At 36.7% G+C, this 5725-nt stretch carries 7 protein-coding genes and 1 pseudogene; 6 read left to right on the top strand and 2 right to left on the bottom strand.

Annotated features, from left to right (window positions below):
• Nucleotides 1-235 precede the first annotated feature (235 nt).
• From ACIQ2S_RS10495 to ACIQ2S_RS10475, 5 genes and pseudogenes are all read left to right on the top strand, one after another.
• Nucleotides 236-640 (top strand): hypothetical protein, encoded by a 405-nt coding sequence (locus ACIQ2S_RS10495; RefSeq protein ID WP_396175729.1) that lies wholly within the window; start codon nt 236-238, stop codon nt 638-640.
• Nucleotides 637-1083, top strand: coding sequence for a DUF6194 family protein (locus tag ACIQ2S_RS10490; RefSeq protein WP_396175727.1), 447 nt, complete (start codon nt 637-639; stop codon nt 1081-1083). Before ACIQ2S_RS10495 ends, ACIQ2S_RS10490 begins: the two co-directional genes overlap by 4 nt.
• On the top strand, nt 1080-1955 hold the full coding sequence (locus ACIQ2S_RS10485) for an RNA polymerase sigma factor (RefSeq protein ID WP_396175725.1): 876 nt from the start codon (nt 1080-1082) through the stop codon (nt 1953-1955). Before ACIQ2S_RS10490 ends, ACIQ2S_RS10485 begins: the two co-directional genes overlap by 4 nt.
• Before the next feature lie 228 nt (nt 1956-2183).
• Complete coding sequence (locus ACIQ2S_RS10480; protein ID WP_396175723.1) at nt 2184-2669, top strand: hypothetical protein; 486 nt, start codon at nt 2184-2186, stop codon at nt 2667-2669.
• 728 nt (nt 2670-3397) lie between these two features.
• Nucleotides 3398-3520 (top strand): annotated as a pseudogene (locus tag ACIQ2S_RS10475) (tyrosine-type recombinase/integrase); the annotation flags it as partial.
• Nucleotides 3521-3648: 128 nt separating this feature from the next.
• Here ACIQ2S_RS10475 and ACIQ2S_RS10470 read toward each other — a convergent pair.
• Both ACIQ2S_RS10470 and ACIQ2S_RS10465 read right to left on the bottom strand, forming a co-directional pair.
• Nucleotides 3649-4260 carry an NADPH-dependent F420 reductase gene (locus ACIQ2S_RS10470; RefSeq protein WP_396175720.1) on the bottom strand — a complete coding sequence of 204 codons (612 nt, stop codon included), beginning with the start codon at nt 4258-4260 and terminating at the stop codon, nt 3649-3651.
• 11 nt (nt 4261-4271) lie between these two features.
• A complete protein-coding gene (locus ACIQ2S_RS10465) occupies nt 4272-5009 on the bottom strand; it encodes an SDR family oxidoreductase (protein ID WP_396175718.1) in 738 nt (245 codons plus the stop codon).
• Between the two features lie 125 nt (nt 5010-5134).
• On the opposite strand from ACIQ2S_RS10465, the gene ACIQ2S_RS10460 reads away from it, so the two are divergent.
• The gene (locus tag ACIQ2S_RS10460; protein WP_396175716.1) at nt 5135-5479 is read left to right on the top strand and encodes a winged helix-turn-helix transcriptional regulator; all 345 of its coding nucleotides are present in this window, start codon (nt 5135-5137) and stop codon (nt 5477-5479) included.
• Nucleotides 5480-5725 lie beyond the last annotated feature (246 nt).

The raw sequence follows: 5725 nt of genomic DNA, 5'->3' as shown, positions 1-5725 counted from the left end.
GTTTCTACCAAGAGCATATAGCAGATAAGAAGTCCGTTTGACAACTTATGACATTTTTCTTAAATTTGAATAATGCGCTACGTTTACACGCATTACCTACCCTATTCTGATTCGTATGCGAAAAAGGGTAGAGGGTATAAACGAGTTATCGGCAACCCTAAAAGACCTACACTTTACAACTGTCACACTTGGTCATTTTGAGTATCTAACTGTTAAATCATCTAATTTGACAAGAATGAAAAAGACAATTTTAACAGTAATGACCATTGCAAGTTTAACAGCTTGTAATCAATCAAAAACAGAAAATCAAAATGTTATGACAGAACAAAAACAGACAGTTGGAATGGTAGAAATTACCACTTTCAAACTAAACAATGGTGTTTCAAATGCTGACTTTGTAAAATCGGCTGAACAAATGCAAAACGACTTTCTGAAAAGACAGGAAGGATTTATTAAACGAACCCTTACACAATCGGGCGACACTCTTTGGACTGACATTGTTTATTGGAAAAATAAAGATAGCCACAGCCAAGCAATGCAACTTGCCGAAAAAAACGAAGCAATAATTCCGTTTATGGAAAAAATTGATTTTAAATCTGTAAATATGAATTTAACTAATCCTATACTAAACAACGAATGACAGCAGGAGAATTAGAAAATTGGATTTTAACGAACTATCAGGATATAATTGTAAAAGACGCATACCGTGAACGTAGCTTTTTTTACAATCCTGATAGTTCGTTGCCAAAAGGCATTTATTTTACAACCATTAAGGAAAGCGATGGACCAAACGATAAGGCTTCAAACCTTAACCGAGACGGTATTTATAGACTAAGTATTGGAATTGGAAAAAAGCATTATAAAAATTTGTTTGGTAATATTCCAACACGCCCAGCAAAAGGTGGTATTATAAATTATGACTTTAATTTCACAGAACTTGATGTCTTAATGCCCCACCCAATCTATGCTTGGCTGGGTTGGGTAGCCATTAACAATCCAACAGTAAACAACAAAGACACTGTAAAACATCTTTTAGATATTTCGTATCAAAATGTTTTTTTAAAATTCACAAAGAAAAAATGAAAAATCCATTTCATACATCATACAACGACAGAGACGATATAGAACTTATTACTTCAGCAAAGGACGGTTCTAAATCAGCACTTGAAGCAATAGTTAAGAAACATCAACATTACATTTACAATGTTGCTTTGAAAATGAGTTTAAGTCCATTTGATGCAGAAGACATTACGCAGGAAGTTTTAATCAAGGTCATAACAAACCTTGCAAACTTTAAAGGCGAAAGTAATTTTAGAACTTGGCTTTTTCGCATTACTTTCAACCATTTCTTAAAAATGAAAAAGTATTGGTTGGAAGATTATGTAATATCGTTTTCAAAATACGGAGATGAACTTAACCAGATGCAGGACAAAGAACTTTCAGTAATTGAAAAATCAGAAATGAAAGAATTTATTGAAGATGCAAAAATTGGTTGTATGAGTGGTATGCTTCTCTGCCTTGACAGAGAGCAACGACTTGTTTACATACTTGGTGAAATATTCGGTATTGACCACACAATCGGTTCTGAGATGCTTGACATTTCCAAAGACAATTTCCGCCAAAGACTTTCAAGAGCAAGAAAAGACCTTTACCAATTTATGAATAACAAATGTGGGCTTATCAACAAATCAAATCCGTGTCGTTGCGACAAAAAAACAAAAGCATTTATTCAAGCAGGTTGGGTGGACAAGGAGAATTTAAAGTTCAACACTTCATACTTAAAACGAATTTCAGAAGTAGCACCTAACAAGTCAAACGATTTAAATGACTTGACAGAAAGTAAATATGCAGACCTTTTTAAGGCTCAACCATTCCAAGAAAAGGAACACAGCAAAAAATTATTTTTAAACCTACTATCAGACAATAAATTTAAGGATATCTTTAACCTGAACTGACAATAAGGGCAGCCGATAACAGCGTTTTGGCGTAATGGAGGGTTACGTTTTTTGTATGAACATTTGTGCTATATTTGAACTACGTGCTTCGTATCAACATTTGTAGTAAAAATTCGCCACTAAGACAAACCACAAAACGTTATGCGTAAATTTATGACACGTCACATTTACATAATATTGACATTTATTTTGACCGCTTGCGGGACAAATTCCTCTGACAAGAACGATATGAAAATTGAATCGAACAAAGTTGACACAACTACTAAAATACAGACCCCTTTACCGACAAACAATAATCAATCGGAAGACACAACCGATTATAATAACGCTACTTTTTTTGTCGTGGTGGCGGACACGAGTAAAGACTATTCGTTTCTTCACAAAAAAATGTTTGACCTAAACAGAAAATTAAATATCCCAATCGACACAATGGGACGTTTTTACAACAAGACCAAAAATCTTATTGCTTTACCCGACAATGATGAAGATGAGATGTATGCTGGCGAATATTTCCCAAGACGCTTTCCATCGGACAATTTGAGTTTAGAATATTTAAACTTTTACCAAAGAAAAGTGGGTGAAAAAACTATTGCCTTGGTGACTGGCATTTACGAAACAGAAAAAAGTGCAGACAGTGCAATGACTGTTTTATATAAAACAGAGAAAAAAGCATTTAAAATAAAAGCAGACATTTATGTGGGTTGTATGCACTGACAGACAAAGAAAATCTAGGCACAACACGGGCTACTATGTAAAGCAGTAACTTTTTCTCAAATTCAGTTGTACACGCAAAAATTTTCTTTTCAAGAGGAAGGCATGCTTTTAGCAATGCCATCCTTATTCTCCGGCCGTTGTTGGCCGCAGGAATCAGTGTGAGGGAGAGAGGGAGTGTGTCCGACCCGTCCCGCCTCCTGCCGTTGTTGGACCTGTGCGCCTCTGGCGCATCGCCTGACCAACAACTAATTAAATCTCTGCCGTTATTGGCCTCAGGAATCAGTGTGAGGGTGAGAGGGAGTGTGTCCGTCCCGTCCCGCCTCATGCCGTTATTGGCCTCAGGAATCAGTGTGAGGGTGAGAGGGAGTGTGTCCGCCCCGTCCCGCCTCCTGCCGTTGTTGGCCGCGGGAAACAGTGTGAGGGTGAGAGGGAGTGTGTCCGCCCCGTCCCGCCTCCTGCCATTGTTGGAACTTGTTCGTGTCGACTGAGTCGGGGCGTAACTTGTCCGCCTCTGGCGTAACTTGTGCGCCTTTGGCGCATCGCCTGACCAACAACCATGAACGATTTCCCTCGCACAATGATCTATTAGTATGCCGCACCGCCAGAGGCGGGCTAGGATTTATTTTAAGCGAATTCTACTAAGCGCAGCGAAGGTTTAGTCCGCCTCTGGCGGAACCTTACGCTCAGCCATGCTAGCTTTACAGTCGAGTCATATAGATTCATAAAGAGGAACAGATTTAAGTTATATTCAAGAGATTTTGGGGCATAGCAGTAGTAAGACAACGGAGATATATACCCATGTTTCTACCAAGAGCATACAGCAGATAAAAAGTCCGTTTGACAACTTATGACATTTTTATTAAATTTGAATAATGCGCTACATTTACACGCATTACCTACCCTATTCTGATGGGTATGCGAAAAAGGGTAGCGGGTATAAACGAGTTATGTGCCATTATACCAAAACTCGAACGACAACTTATCTCCTGACAACTTTAAATGCCATATTGCGACCATGACCTTGCATTATAGCTAAATTAATCCAAGACAAAGCAAATTTTTCTAACAGTTCTACTTTATCTGACATTCCAAAATCAAGACAAGAACTAAAACCATTATCCAGAGCTAATTGCCGGGCGACAGATTTTGCCCTTTCACTATCACCAGCCATAAACATATCAATACCTTCGCCATTATATATAGGGTTCAGCATATTTTCAAAACCCGTACTATTAAAACATTTTACAACTTCGGCTTGTGTTTTATCAGTTAGACAATGATAGACTGTTTTGTATGGATCAGGTGTTTGGCGAACCGCATTAGTAGCATCAATAATTACCTTTCCTGATACATCACCCAGTTTTTCAATAACATTAAAAATGGCAGTAGGCGGTATAGCAATTAAGATAACTTTGGATTTTGTAACGGCTTCATTAATTGAAAAAACTTTTGTGCTTTCATTTTTCAACAACTCAATGCCTTTGAAATTATTGACATCCTGCACACCTAAATTTATTCTGTGTCCTTTTTTTGACCAGTTGGTGGCTAATGCTCCACCAACATTTCCTGTTCCAATGATTGTAATATTCATTTATTTTTTATTTACCATGGTAATGATTCGCCTAAATGTATAAATGTACCTGTTTTTCCATTTACATCAAGTGTGCTCAAATCTACAATTGTTTTTACACCATCTTCAATTGACATTGGAGCATACTCTCCTCCTAAATCTGTTTTTACCCAACCTGGATGAGCCGAATTTACTTTTATTAAAGTATCTTTTAATGCTTCAGCCAAATGTAAAGTAAACTGATTTAACGCTGTTTTGGATGAATTGTATGCCAATAATTTTATACCATAAATTGGAGAACTTGCATCTGCATGAAGAGCCAATGAACCCATAATACTTGATACATTGACAATTCTGCCGGCATCAGATTTTTTTAATAAAGGCAATAACTTTTGTGTTAATGCTATTGGTGCAAAGAAATTAGTTTCAAAAGTCTGCTTCAATATTTCCATTGAAACTGTTTCTGTTGAATTTCCGGGCATAAATCCAGGAAAATCTAATTGCACTCCCGCATTATTAATCAAAATATCTAATTTGCCAAATCGCTCATTTAAAAAACTTACGAGATTAGCAATGTCCTTGCTATTACTCACATCTAATTGTACGCCCAAAGCATCGATGTCTTTTGTTTTTAATTTTGCTGCGGCTTCGTTACTTTTATGTTGAGTACGGGCAGTTACAATTACTGTAAATCCTTTTTTACCTAACTGTAAGGCTGTTTCAAAACCAAGACCTTTAGAGGCTCCTGTAATTAATGCAATTTTTTTCATATTTATATTTTTTTAAGGTTTTATGCCGCAAAGTTATTATCTACATATACTTTTACATACAGTATAACATAAAAGTATGATACATACTTTTATGAAAGTATTAATAAAATAAACAGTTTTAAATAATGCCAGACTTTAAATACAACGGTAAAATTTACTACAATCCTGTTCAGTTAGTAATGGAACAGATTGGTGGCGCTTGGAAGGCACCTATTTTATGGCGACTAAAAAACAAAACTATGCGATATGGAGAATTACGAAAAGACATTCCCCACATATCAGACAAAATGTTGACAACACAATTAAGAGAATTGGAGCAAGGCGGTTATATTAGTAGAAAGGTTTTTGCTGTTGTGCCACCCAAGACAGAATATTCATTGACAGAGCAAGGTAAAGACATCTTAAAATTAATAACATCAATCAGAAACTTCGGATTGAAAATGATAGAAAAACAAAACTTAAAAAAATAACGGCACATAACACGGGCTTGGCTAAAGTGGCGGTTCAGTGCTCCGCAGTTCAGCCGCGGCTGATGGTTAATCAAAAATTGGTTCTTCGCATCAATCCGCCGCGGCGGATGTTGAAAATCGCCACCTTCGCCAAGCCCAGAAACGTTAGCTGGAACTTAAGAAAGATACCATATGACTAATAAGATTAATCTAATTGACCTTGGAAAAAATATTCTTGAGCATCATTACAATGACAAGATCGTTTCA

The sequence above is a fragment of the Flavobacterium sp. genome (assembly GCF_044371705.1).
Taxonomy (GTDB): domain Bacteria; phylum Bacteroidota; class Bacteroidia; order Flavobacteriales; family Flavobacteriaceae; genus Flavobacterium.
The sequence above is the reverse complement of the archived record's forward strand: the minus strand, read 5'-3'. Positions and strand labels throughout refer to the sequence as shown.

Coding starts and splice junctions, on each gene's coding strand:
- ACIQ2S_RS10495 (WP_396175729.1), top strand. CDS start 236: ATGAAAAAGACAATTTTAACAGTAATGACCATTGCAAGTTTAACAGCT.
- ACIQ2S_RS10465 (WP_396175718.1), bottom strand. CDS start 5,009: ATGAAAAAAATTGCATTAATTACAGGAGCCTCTAAAGGTCTTGGTTTT.
- ACIQ2S_RS10470 (WP_396175720.1), bottom strand. CDS start 4,260: ATGAATATTACAATCATTGGAACAGGAAATGTTGGTGGAGCATTAGCC.
- ACIQ2S_RS10490 (WP_396175727.1), top strand. CDS start 637: ATGACAGCAGGAGAATTAGAAAATTGGATTTTAACGAACTATCAGGAT.
- ACIQ2S_RS10485 (WP_396175725.1), top strand. CDS start 1,080: ATGAAAAATCCATTTCATACATCATACAACGACAGAGACGATATAGAA.
- ACIQ2S_RS10480 (WP_396175723.1), top strand. CDS start 2,184: ATGAAAATTGAATCGAACAAAGTTGACACAACTACTAAAATACAGACC.
- ACIQ2S_RS10460 (WP_396175716.1), top strand. CDS start 5,135: ATGCCAGACTTTAAATACAACGGTAAAATTTACTACAATCCTGTTCAG.